Origin of the sequence: Sutcliffiella horikoshii, assembly GCF_020524325.1 — a bacterium.
GTDB classification, from domain to species: Bacteria; Bacillota; Bacilli; order Bacillales; family Bacillaceae_I; genus Sutcliffiella_A; species Sutcliffiella_A horikoshii_D.
The window spans coordinates 46,784-70,009 of record NZ_JAIVKY010000012.1 but is presented as its reverse complement, the minus strand read 5'-3'; the positions used below and the strand labels follow the sequence as shown (position 1 = coordinate 70,009).

Below are 23,226 nucleotides of genomic sequence, written 5' to 3'. Positions count from 1 at the left end.
ATTACCTTGACACCGGACTATACAAGACAAGGATTTTCTCTTATGCTTAATAGAGGTAAATATTAGTAGCAAAGGAAGTGTCACAATGACTTATCAATCAAATGTACAAGAAACCTTCTCTTTAATCAAAGAACTTGTTTCGATTCCTAGCCCTTCAGGCAATACCGAGAAAGTAATAGGTTTTGTTGAAAAGTACCTTAGTGAGTGCGGGGTAGAAACAGTACGAAACCGAAAGGGAGGCTTAATTGCTTCCATTAAAGGAACCAATGACAAAGAACATCGCATGCTGACAGCCCATGTAGACACATTAGGAGCGATGGTTAAAGAGGTAAAATCCAACGGAAGATTGAAGCTTACTACCATAGGTGGATTTCGCTGGAACTCCGTTGAAGGGGAATATTGCGAAATTGAAACTTCTTCAGGAAAAGTGTATTCCGGAACCATCCTGATGCATCAAACTTCTGTTCACGTATATAAAAATGCCGGAGATGCACCAAGAAACGATGACAATATCGAAGTTCGCATCGATGAAAAAGTCACCAATGCAGACGAAGTTAGAGCACTTGGAATTGAAGTAGGAGACTTTGTTTCATTCGATCCGAGGGTACAAATTACAGAGAGCGGCTACATAAAATCCAGGCATCTGGATGATAAAGCAAGTGTGGCTATTTTACTAAAACTAATCAAATTCATTCAGTCTGAAAAAATTACCCTTCCATATACTACACACTTTTTAATTTCTAATAATGAAGAAATCGGCTATGGCGGTAACTCTAATATCACCCCAGAAACTGTGGAATACCTTGCGGTGGATATGGGGGCACTCGGAGACGGGCAATCATCAGATGAATACACAGTATCTATCTGCGTAAAAGATTCCAGCGGACCATATCATTATGGACTAAGAAAACATCTTGTTGAACTCGCAAAGAAAAACGAAGTGGATTACAAAGTGGATATTTATCCGTATTACGGCTCAGACGCTTCTGCTGCCATTCGTTCCGGTCACGACATCATCCACGGACTAATTGGCCCTGGAATAGAATCATCCCATGCTTTTGAGCGAACTCACGCAAGCTCGATTGAAAACACGGAAAAGTTGATTTACCATTACTTGTTGTCGGTGATGGTGGAGTACTAATGTGAAGAACGGCCCACGATTTACATGATCGTGGGCCGTTTCTTTACGTAAAATACTCAATCCGAGCCTGAGGGAAATAAGAGTGGATATACTCAGACAAGGTTTCTTTAATCTCTGTTGCTTCATCTTTCGTATATACATACTTCCCAATTCCATAACGCCCCCATTTATATTGGCGCTTTGCTTCATCTAACTCAAGCTTTGTCATCGGATAGTTTTGTTGGATGACCCTCTTGGCTGGTTTAGTGAATCGGTGTTGTATTAATTCAAAGGTGAGGTCTTCAGTCGCATGTGCGGGAAGTTTATCATACAGCTTTTGAAATAACGTTTTATATCCCTCTTCCCAGCCTTCATGCAAGTAAATTGGTGCAACGATAAATCCAAGAGGATAGTTTGCCCCTGCTACTTTGGCGGCGGCTTCTATTCTCAAATCCAAAGAAGAGGTTCCAGGTTCAAAGTTCTTTATGACGTAATCAGCATTCACGCTGAAACGAAACCTTGTTTTTCCACGATGATCTGCATCAAGTAAATGATCAACATGATGGAATTTTGTCACGAATCTAAGCAAGCCATGGTCAGATTTACCAAAATATTCAATCGCTTTCTTTAAAGAATGAGTCAAATGATCAATACCTACTATATCGGAAGTACAAGACGCTTCAAATCTCGTGATTTCAGGTGCTCGTTCTTGCATGTATTTATCAGCAGCATCAAAGATTTCATCCAAGTTCACATAAGTTCGGATATAAGGTTTGCTTCCCATGGTTGTCTGCAAATAGCAATAATGACAATGACCCATACAACCTGTAGCAAAAGGTATGGCATATTCAGCGGAAGGCTTGGATGAATCAAACTTCAATGTTTTCCTTACTCCTACAACCAATGTGGATTTAGCTGTCCGGTATTTTTGAAAATCATTATCTCCAGGCAGGTTTCTTATTTGGTTGTGGGAAGTGGTCTCACGGATTTCAAGACCCATTGATTCAAATTTTTCCTTTAACTCCACTCCTAGTGGATAGTCAAGGGCTCGCGGTTCAATATATACAAGCTGTGGAACAAACGGTTTCATGTATTGCCCCCCTTTTTATTCGAATGTTGGACCAAAATAATCGTTATATAATGCTTCTGCTTCTTCTAATGAAGTGAAAAAGACAAACTCATCTGACAATGGATAGTACGTATCATAGAGAAAGATGGAAAGTTGCCCCTCCTCGTATGGATTTGCCATAACGCTTGCCTGTTGGATCGATGCTACATTCTGTGTATGAGGATTTCGATAAAAAAGGTATACGACATCTCCTTCTTGTAAGGAAGACGACTGAGCTTGTTGGTATGGTTCCATGTTAGTCACCTGCTTTAAGTTGGTTCGTTTATTTTTGGTTAATAGAGCATATAGATCTAACATTAGTGTTAAATGTATCGGGGAAAATATCCTTGAGAAATAATGTAAAAATATTTTTGGAATATTTTGAAACAAATGGTAGGCGTTTTCCGTCTAATCTTTTAGGGGAAACTTGGAGGAGGTTATGTAATGAATCATGTGGATTTGCGACCAAAAAAAAGGTCGAAATTGCGCATTTGGCTTGGAACTCAATTTTACATACTTAAGCGGTGGTTAGAATGGAAGACAGGAAATAAGAGTTATTCAGCGGAGAAGACAGAGGAAGAATTGCCATATCAAGTTTTTTTACATAAAACGCCGACGCTTAGAAAACTAAAGAACGTGGATATGTGGTACCAGCACAACAAGGTAATAAATTTGAAGATTGCTGTTCAAAAACTGAATGGGGTTGTCGTTCGACCAGGTGAAACTTTTTCCTATTGGAAGTTGATTGGCAAACCGACGAAGAGCAAAGGGTATGTTGATGGGATGGTTCTTTTTTATGGCACGTTTAAGCCAGGTCTTGGAGGAGGCTTGTGTCAGTTGTCAAACCTTATATATTGGATGACATTGCACACACCGCTTACTGTGACAGAACGATATCGCCACAGTTTTGATGTCTTTCCTGATTCTAGGAGAACGCAACCTTTTGGCAGTGGTGCAACTTGCTCCTATAATTATCTGGATTTGCAGGTGAGAAATGATACAGACCAAGCTTTTCAATTAAAGGTCAGAATGGAAGGAGACTTCTTGGTTGGTGAATGGAGGTCTGCGAATCTTCCACTTGTCAAATACAAGGTGTATGAAAAAGACCACAGCATCACTTCTGCTTATTGGGGAGGTTATCTGCGCCATAACATCATCCATCGCAAAGTATTGAACCTTACGGGAAAAGAGATAGATGACCAATATGTAACAGAAAATCATGCTATTATGATGTATGAGCCTCTTTTAGAAGCAACAGAACAAAGCGGCTAATTACGTACATAAGGGTGTGTTAAAATTGATCTCTATTCCAAAAGAAATAAAAGATCTAATGATAGGCAGGATCCAGGCATATTTCGAAGAAGAGCGAGACGAAGAGATTGGCGAGTTAGGTGCCGATCTGCTGCTGGACATCTTTATGAAGGAACTGGGGCCTTACTATTATAATCAGGGTATTGCGGATGCGAAGGCACTGGTGGAAGAACGTTGGGGGTCCGTTGAAGAGGACATCGAGGCGTTGAAACGCTCTACTGGGGGCGGCAGATACAGATAAGGGGTTTGTTGGAATGTTGGTTTTTCTGGAAGGGAACAACTTCTTCGGCTGATGGGGCCGAAGAGGTTGTTTTTTTGATTTTGGATTTTTTGAAAATTGGAGGCGATTTTGGGTGTGAGTTTTTTACAATTAAAGGGAATCGCCCGTATTTTTCTATTTTCGCCCGTAAATCTGAAAAATCGCCCGTAAACGCAAATTATCGCCCGAAAGTGGTTCGAAATCGCCCGTAAATCTCAGAATTCGCCCGTAATTTCTGAAAATCGCCCGATTCCGTTTTTAGGGCCTTTATTGCTGACATCAAGCTGCGATTACGCTGCAAAGGCCATCCTTCAAGCGCTACCTCTCAAGCTTTCCCTCAAGCGGCGCAACGTCGCTTCGACATCGTTCTCAAAAATCCTTCAGGGGTCTGACCCCCTGAAGGATTTTTTTTCATAAACCTCTCTCCTCCAGAGAGTTGTCAAGTTTTGCTTTGTTGGTTTAGTGGAATGAAATGAGTATAGGTGGTGATGGTGTTGAAGGCGAATGTGTTGGTGATTGGGGGCGGTGTTGGCGGTTTGACGGTTGCGCTTAAGCTTGCGAAGTGTGGTGTTGGTGTCACGGTTGTGGAACAGGTGAAAGGGAGCCCCCACATGTACAAGGGAGAATTAGTGCAGCCAAAGACGATACAAATTTTTGAGAAAAATGGCATTCTTCCAAAGGTGTTGCAACATGGACATAAAATTAACCATATTGAGTTGATAGAGAAGAAGAAGCTCGATAAAAAAACCAAACAGCCTATCCAATCAATGAGTTATAACATACTTCCGGACCCGTATAACTATGCATTGATGATCCCCCATGAAACCTTAAAAACGATTCTACTTGAGGAAGCACAGAAATATCCTTCCTTTAAATATATACAGCCTGGCCGGTTTATGGGCTTTGAAGGCACCAAGGCTAAGGTGAGAATGGATAAGGAAGAGGTACTGCTAGAAGCAGATTATTATGTTAGTGCAGAAGGGCGGAAATCCAAGGTCCGTGAAATGATGGAAGTGCCGAAAAAGGAAAAGAAATATGACCATCATTTTTTGACTGTCACGTTTCCAAGGCCTGAAAGCATGACAGAAGGGAAGATCATCTCTACAGATGATACCTTCTTAGGACTTTTCCCTTTGCCGGATAATCTAGTACGCAGCGTCTATTTAATTCCAAAGGGGTCATATAAACAAATGATAGAAGAAGGGCTAGAATCCTTTTACCAAAAATACTTAGAACTTTGCCCGGAGCTGGATGGTTTCGTGCAAAAAATAGATTCTTGGAAAAAAATTCAGCTTATGATCCCGGTACATTATCATGTTTCAAACTATGTGAAAGGCAACATAGCTTTGCTTGGAGATGCCGCACATAGCGTGCATCCGATGGCAGGAGAGGGAATGAATTTGGCGATTCAGGATGGAGACGTTCTTGGAGAGCTCCTCTGTTGGATGTACGACAAAGATAATCATTCCCCGGATTATCTATCTTTTTATGAAGATGTAAGAAGACCAAGGGTCCGTCATGTATTGAAATTAAGTCATCTTTCCGCCTTGGCTTATTCCCGACCGCTCAAGTCTTTTGTGACGTGGAGAAGCAAAGTTATGGATCAGCTGACAAATGATCCCGTTCTTCATATTAAACATATGCTGAATATTTCTGGTTTGGGAATTTGGAAGGAATCCATAGTGGACAGGGTCATTCAGTCTGGAGTAGTCCCTAAAAGGAAGGAACGGGATGAACGGAAGATAGACCGCCGTCATTTCTTTACGGAAGAAGAAGATTACCCATGGAAAAATAAGGAGGAAGCATAGGTATGATAAGTGAATATGTGAGACTTTTTAAAGCACGAGGGTATATGAAGCGAAACTTACCCTTCCTATATAGTTGGCATGCCTATGTTGGGTATGAGCTAGATTTATTTGAAGCATTTAAAAAACCTAAGACAATCATGGAAGTTGCGAAAGAACACGAACTAAAAGAAGACCTATTGAAAAGATGGGTAGAAGTAGGCGGCGTGATAGGATATTTGAAAAAGAAATCGAAGGAGCGTTACCAAACCGTGAAAAAATTCATGGTTCCTTCGAGTAAACATAACCCTCGGTCTACCGGGGTGCTTCTAAAAGAGATGATGGAACTTCATATTCCGACCTTAATCAAGTACCCAAAAATGATGAAGACAGAAAAGAAAGAACAATTTAATCAAAAAGAACATGGAATGGTTGTTGCGCAAACCTCTTCCCTTTTAGAGCAGCTGGCTATTCCTAGAGTGATGAAGGTAATGAAAAAAGCCAAGCCAAATACGGTGGTAGATGTCGGGTGTGGTAGCGGAGGCTATTTGTTAAAGCTTTCGCAAAAGTTCCCGAAAGCGCAGATGCTTGGAATCGAACTTAATGAGGATGTAGCAGAGGAAGCGAGTAAAAACTGTCAAAAGCAAAAACAGGTTGAAATTGTTTGTGAGGATGTTCATAAATGGTCTCCAGAAGATAAGGTGGATTTTGTCATGTTAAACAACATCCTTCATTATATATCTCCTGATGATCGGACGGAGTTGTTTAAGAAGATTAGTGAGTGGTTGCCTCCTAAAGGAACATTATCTGTGGTGTCTCCTATACACAACTCCAAACATGGTGGTCAGTTTTCCAGTGTGTTCAACAGCTTCTTTACCGCGTTCGATAATTTATACCCTCTGCCTTCCGAGGATGATCTCAAACAACTCGCAGATGCGGCAGAGCTTAAAGTGGAAAAAATGCAGCCGGTTATCAAAGAAGGTGGCTGGTATCAAATTACTTTTACAAAATTGAAGTAAACCTTGATGAAAGAGCTCAACGTTGGAGAAATTCCAAGCTGGGCTCTATTTTTGTGGTGTAATAATCCTCTATTAGAATAGTTTTCCTTATACTTCTAATATAAGGAAAAGTCGTAATAATCCCTTAATATACCCGTTATCTACGTAACCTAAATGTTATTCTACTGTTCTTTGAAACTACCAGAACCATGTTATGATTAGAACACTGAGTCAAATACATAGGAGGTATTTAGTATGAAAAAGAGCATGGTTTCTTTGGTAACGGCAGCGGCCCTTGCAGGTACGTTTAGTTTAGGTGCAAATGCCTCTGCTGCAGAAGTTACGGTAAAGAAAGGCGACACGCTTTGGGACATTGCTAAAGCGAACAATATATCAGTAGAAGAAATTAAAGAGTGGAATGGTCTATCAAGTGACGTAATCCATCCACAAGATCAATTAAAAGTGGCTTTATCTGAACGCTACAAAATTGAAAAAGGTGACACGCTATGGGGAATCTCTCAGAACTATGAAGGTGTTACTTATCAAAAATTAGCAGAATGGAATTCCATTTCAAACCCTGATTTAATTTATGCAGGGGACGATCTAGTAATTTATGTTGATGGAAATCCAGTTCCTGCAGAAGCTCCTGTAAAAAAAGAAGCACCGGCTGAAGAGCCTGTAACAGAAGAGCCGGCAGAAGAAGCACCAGCTGAGGAGCCTGTAACAGAAGAGCCAGCAGAAGAAGCACCAGCTGAAGAGCCTGTAACAGAGGAACCAGCAGAAGAAGCACCGGCTGAAGAACCTGTAACAGAAGAGCCAGCAGAAGAAGCACCAGCTGAGGAGCCTGTAACAGAGGAGCCAGCAGAGGAAGCACCAACTGAGGAACCAGCAGAAGAAGAAGAAGAAGAAACAGCGGCTGATCCAGAAGTAGCGCAAGAATTAACAATGACAGCTACTGCTTATACTGCAAGTTGTGAAGGATGTTCTGGTATCACTGCAACAGGAATCAACTTGTTGGAAAACCCTGATATGAAAGTTATCTCTGTTGACCCAGATGTTATTCCTTTAGGATCTAAAGTTTGGGTTGAAGGTTATGGTGAGGCAATTGCTGGTGATACTGGTGGAGCAATCAAAGGAAACAAAATTGATATCTTCATTCCGGACAAGCAAGATGCTATTAACTTTGGTGTACAAGAGGTTCAAGTAAAAGTTTATAAGTAATAAATTGATAGGGGCTGCTCGATGTCATCGGGTGGCCTCTTTTATTTTATTGGAATTCGTCAGGCCTATTAAAAAGTTTTACCCAGTCGCTGAAGTGGAATAAGGTAATAGGCACTTATCACATAAACGAGGGGATTGGATGAATTTAAAAGAGGAAGTGCGTTATTGGAAGGATCAGATTGATTTAAGTAAAGTATGGGCGCCTGGTTTGCTTATACTTGCAGGGATAGTACTCATGATTTCCGCCACAGCTTTGTTCCTTGAATTGGCAGAGGATGTATGGGAGCAGGAGAAGTTTACATTTGACCATGTTATCATGGATTATTTTCAATTGATAGAAAGCGGAACACTGACTAACATGTTAAGGTTGGTAACGGAAACCGGATCTGTCTGGTGGATAACCGCTGCGAGCGTGCTTACGGTTTTATTCCTTTGGTTGAAAAAAAGAGATGTACTCGGTGTTGTGTTTTTCTTTCTTGCCATCACTGGTGGAGGATTGTTTATATTAGTCTTGAAGTACTTTTTCCAGCGCGAAAGGCCTACATTGGCTCCAGAGTATGATGGGAGTGGATATAGTTTTCCGAGTGGGCATGCGTTGGGAAGTTTCATCTTATATGGTTTTATCATCTATTTGATTGGTAGAGAGAAGCGGTTTTTTAAAACGAGAATGCTTGCGATATCTCTTTTAGGTATCCTTATCATCCTTGTTGGTATAAGCAGGGTCTATCTTCAAGTACATTATCCAAGTGACATATTGGCAGGCTATGCAGTCGGATTGATCTGGCTGATATGCTGCATATTTTCAATGGAAATGATGAAGGTGTATCGGGACAAAGATAAGCGGGCCCAGTTCACTAATCTTATCTATCATCGGAAATGAAATAGAACGGTCCCATAAGGGCCGTTCTATTTCATTTGTTCCTCTACTTCTTTATTAAATTCATCTCTTATTTCATTAACATCAGAGGTATCATATTCTTTTTGTAAAACAAGTTGGAGTTTTTCCATTACCATTGTTTGCTCGTATAAGTCTCTATCATAATCGTGGTTTAATTCTTCAAGGGTCAAACCTAAAGCTTCGGCATAAGCTTTATGCTGAGGAATATCGCTCTGGTCCGGCCCTTTCGATATCCACGAATCTAGTTCTTCCTCTGTAACGGTCACATTGTATTTATTTTCGGCTACACTCATATATGTTTCATAATACTTCTGGTTATACTCTGCTTTCTCCAAGGCTTCCTCTTTGGTGAGGTCTCTTTTATTCATTAGCCTTTCATCACCGATAGCGCGGATCACCCATTTTTCCAACTCTTTATTTTCTATTTCCATTTCTTTAGCGCGATCTACGATATATTCCATAATGAAGGTATATTCTTCATAAGAAAGTTCACTTCCTGCAAACAATCCGTCCAATGGGCCTGCCTCATTTGCTTCGTTTGTTTCTTTTTGTTCCTGACAAGCTGTTAACAAACTTAGCATACAGACGATAATAAAGATAATAAGTTTTTTATTCATCATTTCTCACCTATGGCTTTTTCTTTTATCGTACCAATAAACGGGCAAGAGGGCAAAGCAAAGGGTTAGATAGAGCAAGACAGATCGGGAGTGAAGACTTTGTTAAAATTTATCTCTACTTTTATGCTGGTGGCCATTATAGGGGTTGTTGGTTATCATTATTATGATTATGTAGATGGTGGTTCCTTATTTTCTTCCACGACACTTGCAAGTGTGCAGGAAATAGAGCATCAAGAATTTGAAGATGCGGTGTTATATCAGGAAAACAGGGAAGTTAGTACACTAGAAGTCTTGAAAGAACAACATAAATATTTGAATAATGTAACTGGTTGGGGAGGGGCTGACACAGTCAATCTCCGCGACTTGAAAACATCTGATGATTGGAAAGAGCTGAAAGCCAGCGTGAACTGGATGAAAACAGAGGGATTTGCACCTTCAAAGGTGTGGAATGACATGGAAAATGCCAATGGCCTTATCATGCTTGTGGAAAGAAATGATGACAGAATGGCGTTGAAATACTTACACCGGATCTTTCATGATTTGGACGTTTCACTCAATGAAGTGACCAAAGAAGAAGGAGAAACAAACATCTGGGGTGTCACCCATGCACTCGGCAACAATCGAGAAATTAGAAGAATAAATAACTACCTAAAAAAGAACTTTTAAGCGGATACCTTTTCCGCTTATTTTTTTGCAAAAAATTCAAAAAATTTGCTGAAAGTTAAAGGGAATTTGTCCGTTACTGTAGAAATAGTAAGTGTTGTGAATGGAGAGAAGGAGGAATCCGTCGTGAAAATCACAGAATTTATGGGCAACAAAGTATGCACACTGATGATGGAATCAGAAGGACATAAAGTAAAGATTGAGTTTATGTATTCCGAAATGCATCCAGAAATTCTTGACTACAGTTTCCGAATTAATGGTAATCCTTCCTTGCAAACTAGAAATATTGTCAATGATCTTGCGGAAAAGAGAATGCAGGATATATTTTATCAATTAACTCAAAATGTACTCTAGGTGACTCTATTAGTAGAGTCTCTTTTTTTGGAAAGCCGCTGTTGATTTCCGCAAAAGGCTTCGTTTCCGCGGGACGGCGCTTGAGCCTCCCTCACTTCGTTGGAAGCCACTGAAAATGTCATTAGTTTAAGATGTAGTAAGGACACCGCTGTTGATCTCCGCAAATGGCTTCGCTTTCCTATGGGCACTGCTGGAGCCTTCTCGGCTACGCCTGCGGGGTCTCCACCTAGCGCTATCTCCCTCAGGAGTATTCGCCTTTTGCTCCAATCAACAGCTAGAAATCACCATTTACATGAGATGTCAGTTTTTCAGTGGCTTCCTTCATTGCGGGGTCTCAACCTACCGTTACTTCCCCACTGGAGTCTTCGTCTATTGCTCCAATTAACAGCTATACATCAATCTTTCTTTTAAGCTAAAAGTAATAATAAATCATTGTCCCGCTTAACTGAATAGTGAGATAATGTAATGGATATGCAAAGGGGGATATGTGATGACACTTACGATGGATATGATTGATAGATGGGATGAAGAGGATGAATTAAAGAGGTATCGTGATGAGTTTTACATAAAAGAAGGTTCCATTTATATGGATGGAAATTCGCTGGGGCTTTTATCTAAAAGGGCAGAATCATCCCTTCTCAGTTTATTAGATTCCTGGAAAAATCATGGCATAGATGGTTGGACTAGCGGTGAGGAGCCATGGTTTTATTTTGCTGAAAAACTTGGGGAGTTAAGCGCGCCGCTTGTTGGTGCGAAAAAGGAAGAAGTGATGGTCACAGGTTCTACTACCGGAAACCTTCATCAATTGCTTGCGACTTTTTACGATCCAAAAGGAAAACGAACTAAAATTGTAGCAGATGAGTTGAATTTCCCTTCCGATATTTATGCGATTCAAAGCATCTTGAAACTGAAAGGTTTTAATCCGGATGAGCAGCTCATTAGAGTGAAGAGCAGGGATGGTCATACGATTTGTGAAGAGGATATCATCCGAGAGCTGGATGAAGAAGTAGCCATTCTCATCTTGCCTACCGTTTTATATCGAAGCGGCCAGTTGTTTGATATTGAAAAAATTACAATGGCGGCTCATGATAAGGGAGTGATCGTCGGATGGGATGGATGTCACTCTGTGGGTGCCATTCCGCATGAATTTCATCAATGGCAAGTAGATTTTGCCTATTGGTGCAATTATAAATACTTAAATGCCGGTCCAGGTGGTGTTGGGGCATTGTTTGTCCATGAAAAACACTTTGATAAAACACCAGGGTTAACAGGCTGGTTTGGTTCTGACAAGCAAAAGCAATTTGATATGGAGCATACGTTTACACCCGCAGCTACAAGTGGAGCGTATCAGATTGGGACCCCTCATATCTTCAGCATGGCCCCGTTGCTTGGTTCTTTACAGATGTTTGAAGAAATTGGGATGAAGAAAATCAGGAACAAATCACTCCACCAAACGAGAGTAATGATGGAACTAATCGACCAAGAGCTCTCCGGATACGGGTTCACACTGACAAATCCGATGGATGATGCTTGCCGTGGAGGACATGTGAGTTTGGAACATCCGGAAGCAGCCCGAATTTGTAAATCATTGAAGGAGCTTGGAGTGGTGCCAGATTTCCGTAAGCCGAATATTGTCCGACTGGCTCCAGTTGCTTTGTATTCTACTTATAAAGATGTGTATGAGACGGTACAGATCCTACGAAATATTATGGATGAAAAACATTATGAAAAATACTCCAACGAACGGGAAGTAGTTGCTTAAGGAGGAAAGACCATGAGAATGTATGACGTATCAAGGCCACTGAATGAGAACACACCAACTTGGCCGGGGGATACTCCGTTTCACTATCAGGTAAACTGGTCCAAGCAGCATACGGGATCGGTGAATGTCGGTAGCGTAAAAATGAGTGTTCATACAGCTACACATGTAGATGCGCCATATCATTTTGATGACAAGGGAAAGCGGATGCATGAATTGAACCTTTCTATTTTCAAGGGGCCGGCAGTCGTGGTAGATGTGAGAGGGCATCATAAAATTGAACGGAAGCATGTAGAGGAAGCTATAGGTCGGCATCATGCAAAACGAATCCTCTTTAAAACGGATGCATGGGGGAAGGAAGACGAGTTTCCTGAACAAATACCAACCCTTTCTTTAGATGTGGTGGAATTGTTGAGGGAAATGGATGTACCTCTAATTGGTGTGGACCTTCCTAGTGTAGATGTCTTGAATAGTAAAGAGCTACCCATCCATCATAGCTTGCACCAAGCTAACATTTGCATTTTAGAAGGTATTGATTTACGTGAAATCAAAGAAGGAGAGTACGAGCTCATTGCCCTGCCTTTAAAAATCAAGGGTGCTGACGGAAGTCCGGTGAGAGCGATACTTTTAGAAAATAATTGATAGAAATTTGCTTTCCATTCTTTGTTTTCATACAATAGACATTAATCTATTATGGTGAGGTACAAAGATGAAAAAATGGCAAAAAACCAGTTTAGTTACCTTAGGGATTATTGTTGGTGTAGCGGCTGCAGCCTGTCTCTTTTTAATTGCAACACCTTATAAATTAGTTAATCAAGAGAGTATGAAATCGACTGAAGAAGTATTGGTAGAAGAGAATAGTGGGTGGATATCATTTTTTCCAACTGAAGAGAATGATGAAGCTGGGATCATCTTCTATCCTGGTGGAAGAGTGGAAGCTGCCGCATATGCCCCATTAGGCAAAATGTTGGCAGAAGAAGGAGTTCCTTTTATTATCGCGAAGATGCCCTTGCATCTTGCAGTACTAAATCCGGATAAAGCAGATAAGATCATTAAGAAGTATAACGATCGGGAGTGGCTGGTTGCTGGTCACTCTCTTGGCGGGGCAATGGCAGCCAATTATGTGAAAAACAACCCTGAAAAAGTCACAGGCCTGATATTAATGGCTGCATACCCTGCAGAAGATGATGATTTAACATCATTCAAGGGAGATGTCATTACTTTTGAAGCTCAACTTGATGGTGTCATTGATGAGGAAAAATTAACAAATGCTGATTCACGGCTGCCATCACAGATGTATACCTTTATCATTCAAGGCGGAAATCATTCTCAGTTTGGCGACTACGGTCTCCAAAAAGGGGATAATGAAGCAAGCATCCCAAAAGAAGAACAATGGGAACGAATCGTACAAGGAATAGTGAGGAGCTTCTAATGCCCCTCACTATTTATTTTTATAGAATAAGGTAGCATATAGTACTGTTGATTTCCGTTCCAGGCGCTTCGCTTGCCCGCGGGCGGTCCGTGAGCCTCCTCAGGCTCCGCCTTCCGGGGTTCTCACCTGTCCCTTCCTCCCGCGGGCGTCTGCGCGCCTTCCACTCCAATCAACTAGGGTATATCATATATCAAAGATGGGGCTAATGAAGACAATTTGGAGATTTATTTTCCGTTAAGATTGTCTTCATATATGTGATGAAGACAATCTTGTAGGAGATTTTGTGTTGAGATTGTTATCATATGTAGGATGAAGACAATCTGATGTAAAATTTTCTTTTGACTTTGTCTTCATTGCAAGAAAATGTTACAAAAAGTTATATGAAAAGGCATCTAACCAATTAAACAGAATAAGCATTATCGTATCGTTTACGTAATTTTCAGCTGTGGATTGGAGCAAATGGCGTAGACTCCTGCGGGGGGGGGGAACGGTTGATTGAGACCCCGCAACGAATGTACTGACCCCTTAAAACTGGACACATATTTTCTAAGCAGCTTGCTCAAAACTAGCTCGATAAGCTACTGGGCTTTTACGTTTTAATCTTGATTTTATTCTCAGGTGGTTGTAGTAATGGATGTACTCTTCTAGCTCCTCCTTAAAATGGTCGATGCTATGAAATTCTTGTAAGTACAATAATTCGGATTTCATGATTCCGAAAAAGTTCTCTATTACTGCATTGTCATAACAGTTTCCTTTTCTAGACATACTTTGGGTAATATTATTTTGCTTTAAAGTCCTTTTGTATTTAGGCATCCTGTAATGCCACCCTTGGTCAGAGTGAAGGATAAGATTATCGTCTTCATTTAGCCGTTCTAATCCTTGTTTTAACATGTTTCCTACTAATTCATAAGTGGGCCTTGATTGAATAGTGTAAGTTATGATCTCGCCATTAAACAAATCAAGTATAGGAGAAAGATATAATTTCTGCCCGAACAACTTAAACTCTGTCACGTCAGTGACCCATTTTTGATTAGGCCTATCGGCCTTAAAATTACGGTCTAAGATGTTTGGCGCAGCTTTTCCTATTTCTCCTTTATAAGACTTGTACTTCTTCATCCTAACGATGCATTGAAGGCCTAGTTCTCTCATAATACGGTACACTTTCTTTTTATTAATTATATTGCCTTTTTCCTGCAGGACATCGGTAATACGACGATAACCAAAACGGCCTTGATGCTTACGGTAAATGAAAGCAAGACGTCTTTTCCACTTACGATCAGGGTCAGGTTGTTCCCAGCTTCGAACAATGAAATAGTAGGTGCTTCTAGATATATTAGCTACCTTCGCCAATTGATTTACAGGAAATTCATGCCTTAGTTCATATATTACTTTCGCTTTAATTTCTTTGGTGACTTCTCTTCCTGAACTAAGGCTTTCAGCTTTTTTAAATACGCATTCTCCATACGAAGATATTCTAATTCTTTTTTCAACTCTTCGATGGAAGGGTTGGTAGCTTTGTCGTTATTGGATGTTTTATTGTGTTTGGAAGTCATAGTAGATGGCCTCTTTTCTTTTGGATTAAAGGCGGCATCTCCACATGTCTCCCACTTACGTTTCCACCTACGAACCATACAAGAATCTGGGATGTGGAAAATCGCCGACGCCTCTCGAATAGAATAATTCGATTCCTTTATAAATTGAATTACCCTCAGTTTAAAGGCTGGCGAATAGTTTGTATAGGGAAACACAAATGCTTGGTCACCGTGGTGCTTTACTAACATCACCCAATATCGGAGTACAGAGTCGTCTACTCCAAGTTGGTTAGCTAATTCGCGGTAACTATATAATTCATCCAAGTAACGTCTTGCGGCAAGGAGTTTTTCCTCCTTAGTGAATATAGTCATTTGGACTACACCTCCTATTGTTAGATGAGGTGTCCAACAATAGGGGTGCAGCGTACGAAGTGAGGAGGCTCAAACACCGTCCCGCGGAAAGCGAAGCCATTTGCGTAAAGGAACAGCGGCGATTAACCACTAACTAAAGTTTTATGCTAAAGAAGGAACAGGCGGTTTTTTAAATTTAACTAGTTAATAATACCGGTGCCTGTTATTTCCACCGTCACATTCGGAACAATTTCAATTGTCGGATACACTTCTCGCCACTTAATATCTTTCCATGTTGTATTGTGATGGACCTTAATTTGCTGGCCGATTCTTAATACATCGCTATTGGCATCTTGAATGATCTTTATCACTTCTTCTGATTGACTGGTCAAATATTGTGCTGCTTTTTCCTCAAGTTCTTTCACCTTACTCTTATCCACTAGATGATTTTTTGGATACTCTGCAATGGCACCCTTTACTTTCATCTCTATCGTTACTTGGATATCGGTAGGGGAGTTTACGGTTGTCTTTATTTTACTTTTAGCTTTTGAAATACTTAAGGTCATATAACGATTCTGAGGATTTTCCTCTTCTGGATGGACCATCATATTCACTTGAGCTATTTTCTCCTTTTTATTCGCAAGCAAAAGTAAGTTGGTTGAATGTTCAGTGTCAAGCGTTACTCCTGTATAGGTTCTGTCGCTGATTAATCCCATACCAATAACCTCAATATCATGGGTCTCAACTTCTTTTATTACAGGTAGGGAAAAGTCTGCACTTGGATCAAACATGATTGGACAAACAGTTTGGACCGTTTCATTTACGATGATGGTATTGTCCTCTGCCGTTATCAATAGATCTGAAATAGCTTCTGTTAATAAGGTTTCTTTAATTGTTTTCATGTGAATGATGTCTTCTGCTTTTCCTTCCACGATGGCTAGTTTTGCACCGAGGGGAGCTTTAGGATCACGATATAAAATATCAAGGATGGAATAGATATCTTCTTGGGCAAGTTCTTCCCCCATTAAATACACTCTCATTTTACTAGGTGAAAATTCTCCAGGAGTACGTTTATTTAAACTTAATCGAGTGTCCCTTAATGTTATTCCTTTACCTTCTACCACTGCCACTGTTGCTTGCCCAGGTTTTCCTCCGACACTTAACTTTTCAGTTTCACGGATGGCAACATGAGAAATGATTTCATCTCCTTCTCCTGCATCAAATGCGACGGTAAAAACTAATTTTAAATCTTTTAATAAACGTTGATCCCAGCATCCTGTCAAAAGTAACAACGTCATTAAAACACAAGCTATATTCCGAAGGTTACGACGACTCATAACTTTTCCCCCTCTGCAATTTTTTCTTAATCAAGGCAATCAGTAAGAAAATGAGTGGCAGTATAAAGGCGAACAGGAAAATAATGTATTGGAATACCTTATTGATGTCTTCTATTAAAAATTTATTTTGCAGGAAGAAACCTGATATGAAAATTGGTATTACAATTATCGGTACAAATGGTGCGTGAGATTGTGTATGAAACAACTCCTTTAAACCCTTACTTGCTTGATACAAGTAAATGATAAAAGAGTTGGTCATTGGAATAACCCAGATGGACAAGAAGATAAGGTCAAGTCTCTCGATTACTTCAAATGAAATAGCCTTTAACATGTAAAGGACAGGTTCCGGAACCAGTGTTATCTCTTGAGGGCTGAAAATAATTAAGCTCGTAAAAACAAGAAAACTATAAATGGCAACCGTTGTTATATTGGCAAAGGTAAGCGTTTTGGCTGTTTTCTGTTTGCTTTTTATCATAGGGTAGATCAATAAAATAAGTTCAAAACCTGTCAAGGCGATTAATACATCCTTAATTGCGAGAACTATATTCTTAAATCCACTTTGACCTATAGGTAATATGTACGCTATATTTGCATCTCGATAGACGGTTGCTACAAGCAGAATGAAGAAAACTATGACTCCGGTCGATAATCCAAAAAAACGAGCAATGATTAAAATATTGTCTGTTGCCAAATAGACAGCAACAATAATAATCAATAAATAGATGATCCAAAAAGGGGTCAGGGGGAGAATCCATTTGTTTATCAATCCTGTTTGTAAGACAGCGACAAGGCCTGCAATCGCTGTAAAATACAGGGTATAAGAAAGAATAAGGAGACTACCTAAATATCTGCCTAACAAATGTCGCAAAATTTGAAAGAAATTCTTCTCAGGAAAGCACCTTGATATGGTTAATGAAATCATCATCCAAAGCTGAATGACAAAACCTGCTAAAAGAGTGGAAATCCAGCCATCGCCTTTGGCCGTGCTATGGACAGCAAATGGTAAGGAAAGTATGCCAACCCCAATTTGGGCCTGAATGATAAGAAAAAACAATTGACCTTGACTGATGCTGACTGTACTACCCTTTTGCATAAAAAAACTCCTTATTATTCCTTCTTGTTATTCTTTTGAGGCATCGTATCACTTGGTCTCTTTTTAAATAGTGGTAATGGAATTCTCACTAATGTGTCTTTCATTTCTGACCATCTAATTGTTGAGAATGGTGCGAAATAAGGCGTGCCAAAGGACTCTAATTTACAAAGGTGAATAAGCAGGAACATAAAAAAAAAGCTCATTCCAATTAATCCGAACATGGCTGCCATAATCATAAACGGGAAACCCAATAATCGTATGGTAGAGCCCATTTCTGTAATCGGCACGATAAAGGATGAAATGGCTGTTATGGCAACAACGATGATCATTGTATTGGAAACAAGGTTTGCCTCTACAACCGCCGTCCCGATAACCAAACCGCCTACAACCCCGATGGTTTGGGCAATTCTGCTCGGCAGCCTGATAGATGCTTCCCTAAGAATCTCTAAGGTAATCTGCATGCCTAAAGCCTCGATCAGTGGAGGATACGGAACGTTTTCCAAGGAAGATTTGATCGAGAATACAATTTCTGTCGGCAAAATCTCGAAATGAAACGACACGATGGCTATGTATAATGCTGGCAGAGCGATCGATATTAAAAATCCTAAAATTCGGAGAAAACGGATAAAGGAACCAAAATACCACCTGCTGTTGTAATCATCAGGGGATTGATAAAAGGTGAAAAAAGTGGTAGGTGCTATTAGCGCACCAGGACTGCTTTCCGTCATAATGGCTATTCTTCCATCCATTAAATTGGCAACAGTACGGTCTGCTCTTTCGGTGCTTAGCATGGTCGGAAAAATAGAAGAATTCTCGCTTACAAATTCCTCGATATAGCCTGGTGCCAAGACAACATCGATATTTATCTCCTGTAACTTCTGCTCTATTAATGCAACTGTTTTTTTATTTGCTATATGATCCAGGTAGATTATCCCGACTTTTGTATGTGAGTCGTTCCCAATAGAAAAGTATTTGACCTTAAGATTTGGATTGTGTATTCGTTTTCTGATCAAAGAAATATTGGTAGTCAGAGATTCAACAAACCCGTCGTGTGCCCCACGAATAATTCCTTCAGACTCCGGTTCTTTAATTTTTCTATCATTGGAAAATGGCACTTCAAAAATGTATGCGAGATCGGAACCTTCACTAAGCAAAATACAGTTGCCTTCAAGTAAACTTTGAGTTAGTTCTTTTATACTGTTTGTTTCTTTGACTAACGAAAGTGTTTGTTTTTCTTTATTGTGGAGAAAGCCTCCTTTGTAAGATTTTATTATTCTCTCTTGTATGAGTTTCTTGTCAATGATTGTTTCAATGTAAACTATATAAGCTTCCTCATCTTGCAGGTGGAGGTACTCCATGATGAAATCCTCAGAATGTACGAACCTCTCCCTTAAATGCAGAAGGTTTTCTTCAAGACTTGTGGTTAAAGTAAGCGGAGCATGTTTCGGCATGGTATTCTTCACCACCTTTAAAGCAATAATCTTTCGATTTACTATATTTTCCTATGACAACGTGGTAATTATGCATAAGACAAGAAGTTCTTTTGTTATACTTAAGAAAAATGAGATTTCAGGGGTTATATGATGAAGAAATTGTCCGTATCGGTTAGAAAACTTGTAGAATTTGTCATGATGGGCGGAAGCATAGACTCGCGATTTACAGGCTCCAATGTTATGCAAGAGGGCACAAGGACCCATCAACGGTTGCAAGCGGAGAGAGGAGATAATTATGAAAAAGAAGTATATCTTTCTATTGAATTGCAAGTAGAAGACTATGAGCTTCATGTAGAAGGAAGATGTGATGGAATCTATCGCAATGAAAATCAGGTCATCATAGAGGAAATAAAAACAACAGCAAGGGACTTGAATTCAGTTACGGTAGAGGATTATAAAGCATACTGGGCACAGTTGAAAATGTATGCTTACATTTATTGCCTGAAAAATGGACTAAACCATATAACCGTTCACATGGTGTATGCAAAAAGAGAGAACAAGGACGAAAAGACTTTTGAGAAGCAGTTTGAGTTAAATGATCTGACTATGTTTGTCGAGGAAATTGCAAAAGAATACCTTAGTTTTCAAAAGCATTTATGGAAGTTGAAGCAAGCAAGGACGGAGAGCATTTCCAACCTTAAATTTCCGTATGAGTCTTACCGAACCGGACAAAGAGACTTGGCAAAAGCCGTTTATAAAACGGTACGTGAAGAAAAGAGGGTATTTGCAAAAGCGGCAACAGGGATTGGGAAAACCATCGCAACTATATTTCCATCGGTTATGTCCCTGCAGGACGGAAAGCAAGAGAAAATAATGTACCTGACTGCCAAAACAGTCACAAAAATGGTGGCAGAAGATTCATTTAGGCTACTTATTGAAAAGGGCTTAGAGATTAAAACTGTTACGATCACTGCAAAGGAAAAGATCTGTTTTCAAGAAGAGACTATATGTCAAAAGGAATTCTGTCCTTTTGCAGATGGTTATTATGATCGGCTGAAAGAAGGAATTAGAGATATTTTAGAGAACGAGCGGTTGATGGATAGAAAGATCATTGAGTTATATGCAAAGAAACATCAGCTCTGTCCCTTTGAGTTTTCGCTAGACCTTGCGATGTTTGCTGATGTAGTAATTTGTGACTATAACTATTTCTTTGATCCAAAGGTGCGGCTACAACGTTGGGGAGATTTTCATAAGGAGACGATCCTTTTAATCGATGAAGCGCATAATTTAGTGGACCGTTCACGGGAGATGCTATCTGCTTCTTTGTCTAAATCAGTTTTTCTCCAGGCTGCAAGAGAAGTAAAAGAATTGGATAGAGAGTTATATTTGAAGACCAAAAAGGTCAATGACGAACTATTGCGATGGAAAAAGGAATTAGTGACGACAAGCGAGTTTGTGTTTGATGACAAGCCGTCACACATAATGGAAGTACTAGTGGAAGCTGTGGAAGCATGTGAACAGTGGTTGATTCGGAATCCGTCAGGGATGGCGCACCAAGAGATAATGGAAGCTTATTTTGCAGGACAAGATTTCTTAAGGATTGCAAAAGTCTTTAACGAGCGATATAAAACCATCGTAACAATCTTTAAGAGTGAAGTCCTAGTCAAGCTTGCTTGTATGGATTCTTCTGCGACAATCAAGGAGTTGACAAGCAAGGCAGTAGCAACCGTGTTTTTCTCTGCAACTCTTCATCCCCTAGGTTACTTTCAAACCGTTTTGGGCGGGGAGGAACATGATTATTATATATCGATTAATACACCATTTCACCCTGATCAAATTAAGGTTTATGCCAAAAACATATCTACCAAGTATCAAGAAAGACAAGATTCCATACAACCTATTGTAGCGGTAATCAGAGAGGTGTTTCATTCAGAAAAAGGGAATTTTCTCGTGTTTTTTCCTTCTTATGAGTATTTATCTTTGGTTTTTGAAGCGTATGAGAGGTTCGCATTGGAAGATTCCGTTGAAACACTTGTACAACAGCCTGTCATGACAGAAACAGAACGGGCGGTGTTTCTAGAGAGATTCGATCCTGAAAGAGAAGGGACCTTTATAGCATTTGCGGTTCTGGGAGGAATATTTTCAGAAGGAATCGACCTGAAAGGGGACCGATTGAACGGTGTTGGAATTGTTGGGGTAGGGTTGCCCAGAATCTCTCTTGAAAGGAATGTAATGAAGGACCATTTCCAAAAGCAAGGGCAGAACGGATTTGATTTTGCTTACGTTTATCCAGGTATGAATAAAGTGCAGCAAGCAGGAGGACGGTTAATTCGCAGTGAACAAGATACTGGTTTTATACTGCTGATAGATGATCGGTATTTCTACCCTAAATATAGAGATCTGCTTCCTCCTGAGTGGCAAAATTTTATTAGGAAATAAACTTAAAGAATAATTTACATTCGCTTTATCCTGTATCAATATTTATTGGGTATATTCTAAGTAATTAGGATAATAGACCAAAACCTTACCTTTTTAAATGAAGCCTATGAAAGGGAAGTGAATAATAATGAGCAGGAAACTCCAACAGGCGTTAGAGCAGCAACGTGAGTATTATATAAATAAACTTCTTCTAATTGGTGTTTATGATTCACTGGTGTTGGACGGGATGACAACGACTGAGTTGATGACTGAGTACAATTACTTTTTTTATGATGTACCAAGCAAAAAGGTGAGTACAATAAAGAAGGCATAACCCAAAAGTATGGGTTATGCCTTTTCGCCTCTTAGGCTGTATTGTTTAATTTTTTCTTTTTCTTCTTGTGGTTCGATATGGAGTGTTCTTGTGGGAAAGGCGACGATTACGTCTTCCTCCTCTAAAATTTCCATAATTTTAAAATTAATGTCCTCTTTTACTTCTAAATACTCGGCCCACATGACGGATTTGGTGAAGAAATAGAGGAAAATATCCAGGCTGCTGGCTCCGAAACTATCAAATCGGACTAGAATCGTTTCTTGGTCAATCGCTTCATGGTTTCGTAGCATATTTTCAATTCTTCGAACCACTCTTTCTAAACTTGTCCGGCTAGTATCGTATTGCACGCCAAGTTTAAAGGTGACTTGACGTTTCCCCATTTTAGACCAGTTTGTGATAGGTTCATTTGATAGAGTGGCATTAGGCACCGTAACCACGGCTTGAGCAAAAGTTCTCACTTGTGTACTGCGGAATGAGATATCCTCTACAACCCCTTCTACACTAGGAGTCTTAATCCAATCTCCCATTGTAAAAGGCTTTTCCGTTACAATGATAAATCCACCTAATAAGTTTTTAATAGACTCTTGTGCTGCCAATGCAAAGGCAAGTCCACCAAGACCCAGACCGGCTACAATCGCGCCAACATCATATTCCCATACTTCTAAAACAATACTAAATACTAATGCAATAAGGATAAATCGCAAAACCTTTGTTACGAAAGGCATGACAATTTTGTCTACCTCAAATTCTAATCTAGTAGAGAGGTTGGTAAAGAGATTAGAAGAATACGGAATGAAATTGAATATCCCCCAACCAAACAAGGCAATAATGGAAGAGCGCATCAGTTTAGTTAATGTTTCAGCTTCCATCAGTGTAAATGGTGCTGTTTTCAATGCAAAGAATATACCTAATATCACAAAGAACATTCTTACTGGCTTATTAAAGGCAAGTACAATGTAGGTGAAAAGATCCGTAGGTGTTTTTTTAGATACTGCCAAAATACCTTTAAAGAAATACTTGGTAAACAGTTTTCTCCATAAAAGGAACAATAGAAGGATAAGCAGGGAAACCCCCATATCCATCCAGAAATTCATATCCGTCCAATAGTCGGCAGTCCAGACATTGGTGAACCAGTCAATTGTTTTATTCACAGGCACAAACCTCCTTAGGGTGGGTGCAATCATTTTTTTAGGGACTCTATCAT

23 protein-coding genes are annotated in these 23,226 nt (G+C 39.9%); 15 read left to right on the top strand and 8 right to left on the bottom strand.

Annotated features, from left to right (window positions below; genetic code table 11):
* The first annotated feature begins 85 nt into the window (after positions 1-85).
* A complete protein-coding gene (locus LC091_RS17800) occupies positions 86-1,141 on the top strand; it encodes a M42 family metallopeptidase (protein ID WP_226683371.1) in 1,056 nt (351 codons plus the stop codon).
* A gap of 43 nt (positions 1,142-1,184) precedes the next feature.
* Here LC091_RS17800 and splB read toward each other — a convergent pair whose 3' ends face one another.
* A complete protein-coding gene (gene splB / locus LC091_RS17795; protein ID WP_226683370.1) occupies positions 1,185-2,210 on the bottom strand; it encodes a spore photoproduct lyase in 1,026 nt (341 codons plus the stop codon).
* A gap of 15 nt (positions 2,211-2,225) precedes the next feature.
* A complete protein-coding gene (locus tag LC091_RS17790) occupies positions 2,226-2,483 on the bottom strand; it encodes a transcriptional regulator SplA domain-containing protein (RefSeq protein ID WP_226683400.1) in 258 nt (85 codons plus the stop codon).
* Between the two features lie 189 nt (positions 2,484-2,672).
* Between LC091_RS17790 and LC091_RS17785 the strand changes: the two genes are divergently transcribed.
* The 7 genes from LC091_RS17785 (at position 2,673) to LC091_RS17755 (ending at position 8,681) form a co-directional block, all read left to right on the top strand.
* Positions 2,673-3,500: a VanW family protein gene (locus tag LC091_RS17785; protein ID WP_226683369.1), complete on the top strand. Its 828-nt coding sequence runs from the start codon at positions 2,673-2,675 to the stop codon at positions 3,498-3,500.
* Positions 3,501-3,516: 16 nt separating this feature from the next.
* Positions 3,517-3,780, top strand: a complete 264-nt coding sequence (locus tag LC091_RS17780) for a DUF2164 domain-containing protein (protein ID WP_226683368.1) — start codon at positions 3,517-3,519, stop codon at positions 3,778-3,780.
* 8 nt (positions 3,781-3,788) lie between these two features.
* Positions 3,789-4,010, top strand: a complete 222-nt coding sequence (locus tag LC091_RS17775; protein ID WP_226683367.1) for a hypothetical protein — start codon at positions 3,789-3,791, stop codon at positions 4,008-4,010.
* 276 nt (positions 4,011-4,286) lie between these two features.
* On the top strand, positions 4,287-5,606 hold the full coding sequence (locus LC091_RS17770; protein WP_226683399.1) for an FAD-dependent oxidoreductase: 1,320 nt from the start codon (positions 4,287-4,289) through the stop codon (positions 5,604-5,606).
* A 2-nt stretch (positions 5,607-5,608) separates the two neighbouring features.
* Positions 5,609-6,601 (top strand): class I SAM-dependent methyltransferase, encoded by a 993-nt coding sequence (locus LC091_RS17765; RefSeq protein WP_226683366.1) that lies wholly within the window; start codon positions 5,609-5,611, stop codon positions 6,599-6,601.
* A gap of 234 nt (positions 6,602-6,835) precedes the next feature.
* Positions 6,836-7,801: a 3D domain-containing protein gene (locus tag LC091_RS17760; protein WP_226683365.1), complete on the top strand. Its 966-nt coding sequence runs from the start codon at positions 6,836-6,838 to the stop codon at positions 7,799-7,801.
* Positions 7,802-7,940: 139 nt separating this feature from the next.
* Positions 7,941-8,681, top strand: a complete 741-nt coding sequence (locus tag LC091_RS17755) for a phosphatase PAP2 family protein (protein WP_226683364.1) — start codon at positions 7,941-7,943, stop codon at positions 8,679-8,681.
* A 26-nt stretch (positions 8,682-8,707) separates the two neighbouring features.
* Here LC091_RS17755 and LC091_RS17750 read toward each other — a convergent pair whose 3' ends face one another.
* The gene (locus LC091_RS17750) at positions 8,708-9,319 is read right to left on the bottom strand and encodes a hypothetical protein (protein WP_226683363.1); all 612 of its coding nucleotides are present in this window, start codon (positions 9,317-9,319) and stop codon (positions 8,708-8,710) included.
* An 87-nt stretch (positions 9,320-9,406) separates the two neighbouring features.
* On the opposite strand from LC091_RS17750, the gene LC091_RS17745 reads away from it, so the two are divergent.
* The 5 genes from LC091_RS17745 (at position 9,407) to LC091_RS17725 (ending at position 13,524) form a co-directional block, all read left to right on the top strand.
* Positions 9,407-9,982 carry a hypothetical protein gene (locus LC091_RS17745; RefSeq protein ID WP_226683362.1) on the top strand — a complete coding sequence of 192 codons (576 nt, stop codon included), beginning with the start codon at positions 9,407-9,409 and terminating at the stop codon, positions 9,980-9,982.
* A 123-nt stretch (positions 9,983-10,105) separates the two neighbouring features.
* On the top strand, positions 10,106-10,333 hold the full coding sequence (locus LC091_RS17740; protein WP_226683361.1) for a hypothetical protein: 228 nt from the start codon (positions 10,106-10,108) through the stop codon (positions 10,331-10,333).
* Positions 10,334-10,823: 490 nt separating this feature from the next.
* Entirely contained in the window at positions 10,824-12,095 is a 1,272-nt protein-coding gene (kynU, locus tag LC091_RS17735) for a kynureninase (RefSeq protein WP_226683360.1), read from the top strand.
* A 12-nt stretch (positions 12,096-12,107) separates the two neighbouring features.
* The gene (gene kynB / locus LC091_RS17730) at positions 12,108-12,734 is read left to right on the top strand and encodes an arylformamidase (protein WP_226683359.1); all 627 of its coding nucleotides are present in this window, start codon (positions 12,108-12,110) and stop codon (positions 12,732-12,734) included.
* A gap of 67 nt (positions 12,735-12,801) precedes the next feature.
* Positions 12,802-13,524 (top strand): alpha/beta fold hydrolase, encoded by a 723-nt coding sequence (locus tag LC091_RS17725; protein WP_226683358.1) that lies wholly within the window; start codon positions 12,802-12,804, stop codon positions 13,522-13,524.
* A 546-nt stretch (positions 13,525-14,070) separates the two neighbouring features.
* On the opposite strand, the gene LC091_RS17720 is transcribed toward LC091_RS17725, so the two are convergent.
* The 4 genes from LC091_RS17720 to LC091_RS17705 form a co-directional block, all read right to left on the bottom strand.
* A protein-coding gene (locus LC091_RS17720) for an IS3 family transposase (RefSeq protein WP_226683357.1) occupies positions 14,071-15,428 on the bottom strand; the annotation gives its coding sequence in 2 pieces (ribosomal slippage) (positions 14,071-14,957 and positions 14,957-15,428; 1,359 coding nt in all).
* A 179-nt stretch (positions 15,429-15,607) separates the two neighbouring features.
* On the bottom strand, positions 15,608-16,744 hold the full coding sequence (locus LC091_RS17715) for a Ger(x)C family spore germination protein (protein WP_226683356.1): 1,137 nt from the start codon (positions 16,742-16,744) through the stop codon (positions 15,608-15,610).
* Positions 16,731-17,837, bottom strand: coding sequence for a GerAB/ArcD/ProY family transporter (locus tag LC091_RS17710; RefSeq protein ID WP_226683355.1), 1,107 nt, complete (start codon positions 17,835-17,837; stop codon positions 16,731-16,733). Before LC091_RS17710 ends, LC091_RS17715 begins: the two co-directional genes overlap by 14 nt.
* A 14-nt stretch (positions 17,838-17,851) precedes the next feature.
* Positions 17,852-19,300 carry a spore germination protein gene (locus LC091_RS17705; RefSeq protein WP_226683354.1) on the bottom strand — a complete coding sequence of 483 codons (1,449 nt, stop codon included), beginning with the start codon at positions 19,298-19,300 and terminating at the stop codon, positions 17,852-17,854.
* A 117-nt stretch (positions 19,301-19,417) separates the two neighbouring features.
* On the opposite strand from LC091_RS17705, the gene LC091_RS17700 reads away from it, so the two are divergent.
* Together LC091_RS17700 and LC091_RS17695 are read left to right on the top strand one after the other, a co-directional pair.
* The gene (locus LC091_RS17700) at positions 19,418-21,709 is read left to right on the top strand and encodes an ATP-dependent DNA helicase (protein ID WP_226683353.1); all 2,292 of its coding nucleotides are present in this window, start codon (positions 19,418-19,420) and stop codon (positions 21,707-21,709) included.
* A gap of 127 nt (positions 21,710-21,836) precedes the next feature.
* Positions 21,837-22,022, top strand: coding sequence for a stress protein (locus LC091_RS17695; RefSeq protein WP_226683352.1), 186 nt, complete (start codon positions 21,837-21,839; stop codon positions 22,020-22,022).
* 14 nt (positions 22,023-22,036) lie between these two features.
* On the opposite strand, the gene LC091_RS17690 is transcribed toward LC091_RS17695, so the two are convergent.
* A complete protein-coding gene (locus tag LC091_RS17690) occupies positions 22,037-23,173 on the bottom strand; it encodes a mechanosensitive ion channel family protein (protein ID WP_226683351.1) in 1,137 nt (378 codons plus the stop codon).
* Positions 23,174-23,226 lie beyond the last annotated feature (53 nt).

Excerpts from the sequence above, each read along its gene's own strand:
- LC091_RS17800 (WP_226683371.1), top strand. The coding sequence starts at position 86 with ATGACTTATCAATCAAATGTACAAGAAACCTTCTCTTTAATCAAAGAA.
- splB (WP_226683370.1), bottom strand. The coding sequence starts at position 2,210 with ATGAAACCGTTTGTTCCACAGCTTGTATATATTGAACCGCGAGCCCTT.
- LC091_RS17790 (WP_226683400.1), bottom strand. The coding sequence starts at position 2,483 with ATGGAACCATACCAACAAGCTCAGTCGTCTTCCTTACAAGAAGGAGAT.
- LC091_RS17785 (WP_226683369.1), top strand. The coding sequence starts at position 2,673 with ATGAATCATGTGGATTTGCGACCAAAAAAAAGGTCGAAATTGCGCATT.
- LC091_RS17770 (WP_226683399.1), top strand. The coding sequence starts at position 4,287 with ATGGTGTTGAAGGCGAATGTGTTGGTGATTGGGGGCGGTGTTGGCGGT.
- LC091_RS17765 (WP_226683366.1), top strand. The coding sequence starts at position 5,609 with ATGATAAGTGAATATGTGAGACTTTTTAAAGCACGAGGGTATATGAAG.
- LC091_RS17760 (WP_226683365.1), top strand. The coding sequence starts at position 6,836 with ATGAAAAAGAGCATGGTTTCTTTGGTAACGGCAGCGGCCCTTGCAGGT.
- LC091_RS17755 (WP_226683364.1), top strand. The coding sequence starts at position 7,941 with ATGAATTTAAAAGAGGAAGTGCGTTATTGGAAGGATCAGATTGATTTA.
- LC091_RS17750 (WP_226683363.1), bottom strand. The coding sequence starts at position 9,319 with ATGATGAATAAAAAACTTATTATCTTTATTATCGTCTGTATGCTAAGT.
- kynU (WP_226683360.1), top strand. The coding sequence starts at position 10,824 with ATGACACTTACGATGGATATGATTGATAGATGGGATGAAGAGGATGAA.
- kynB (WP_226683359.1), top strand. The coding sequence starts at position 12,108 with ATGAGAATGTATGACGTATCAAGGCCACTGAATGAGAACACACCAACT.
- LC091_RS17725 (WP_226683358.1), top strand. The coding sequence starts at position 12,802 with ATGAAAAAATGGCAAAAAACCAGTTTAGTTACCTTAGGGATTATTGTT.
- LC091_RS17715 (WP_226683356.1), bottom strand. The coding sequence starts at position 16,744 with ATGAGTCGTCGTAACCTTCGGAATATAGCTTGTGTTTTAATGACGTTG.
- LC091_RS17710 (WP_226683355.1), bottom strand. The coding sequence starts at position 17,837 with ATGCAAAAGGGTAGTACAGTCAGCATCAGTCAAGGTCAATTGTTTTTT.
- LC091_RS17700 (WP_226683353.1), top strand. The coding sequence starts at position 19,418 with ATGATGAAGAAATTGTCCGTATCGGTTAGAAAACTTGTAGAATTTGTC.
- LC091_RS17695 (WP_226683352.1), top strand. The coding sequence starts at position 21,837 with ATGAGCAGGAAACTCCAACAGGCGTTAGAGCAGCAACGTGAGTATTAT.